Raw genomic sequence first — 739 nt, forward strand, 5'->3', positions numbered from 1 at the left:
TTTGTGAAGTTTTAAGAATTCATCTGCAGTCACTAACTGCATTTTTTCATCTATGATTTTTTGAACCGTTTCTTTTTTATAAGGCAACAAGTGTTCTTGGAGTTTTTCAACCGAAAGTTTGTCAGTGTGAGCTGAAACTTCAATAACAGCACCATCTTCTCCACAACTCGGACAATCTTCTTTATATTCTGCTTCAAAACTTGTAAGACAGTCCATACATTTATATTCTTTCATTTTCACACCTCCCCAGTGCTACCAAAACCGCCTGTACGCTTTCCATTTCCTCCAGCTTCTTTTTAAACTCATTGTGGAAATAGTCAATGTCTTTGTCGTCATAATCCACTTTAATGTCATGGTCTTTACCACTTACGTATTTTATTTCTTCAGTCGATCTGTTGCTCATTTAGTTACCTCCAGTAGTTCATGGTCCTCATAAATATTACCGATGGCTTCAATTGGGACTTCAATAGAGTAAATTAATTCAAATTCAGTATCTAAATTTTGATAATCTATAACAAAAGCTCCAGAATCAAATTTAACGACTGCAAAATCATCAGCTAGCTCAACAATATCCCCTTCATAAATTTCTACTCCGTTTTTATCTTTCAAACATGTTGACTGCATGAGGATAACATCTTCAAAGTTTCTTGTGATAGGGCCATCACTGCATGAGCATATCAAGTCGTCAATTGGAATATATTCGTGGAAATTCATTGACACTAGTTTGAGCATCTCAGCT

General features: G+C 35.3%; 3 protein-coding genes. All 3 read right to left on the reverse strand.

The window, feature by feature from the left end; all coding sequences use genetic code 11:
- Positions 1–234, reverse strand: a 234-nt coding sequence (locus GHI93_RS12760) for a hypothetical protein (RefSeq protein ID WP_153497366.1), incomplete at its 3' end; no start/stop codon positions are given.
- Positions 221–403 (reverse strand): hypothetical protein, encoded by a 183-nt coding sequence (locus GHI93_RS12765; RefSeq protein WP_153497367.1) that lies wholly within the window; start codon positions 401–403, stop codon positions 221–223. The genes GHI93_RS12760 and GHI93_RS12765, both read right to left, overlap by 14 nt.
- Positions 400–732, reverse strand: a complete 333-nt coding sequence (locus GHI93_RS12770; protein ID WP_246177171.1) for a YopX family protein — start codon at positions 730–732, stop codon at positions 400–402. Before GHI93_RS12770 ends, GHI93_RS12765 begins: the two co-directional genes overlap by 4 nt.
- Positions 733–739 lie beyond the last annotated feature (7 nt).

The organism is Lactococcus hircilactis (assembly GCF_009601015.1).
GTDB classification, from domain to species: domain Bacteria; phylum Bacillota; class Bacilli; order Lactobacillales; family Streptococcaceae; genus Lactococcus; species Lactococcus hircilactis.

Bases quoted from the DNA above. Each gene is read 5' to 3' on its own strand.
- GHI93_RS12765 (WP_153497367.1), bottom strand. From the start codon at position 403: ATGAGCAACAGATCGACTGAAGAAATAAAATACGTAAGTGGTAAAGAC.
- GHI93_RS12770 (WP_246177171.1), bottom strand. From the start codon at position 732: ATGCTCAAACTAGTGTCAATGAATTTCCACGAATATATTCCAATTGAC.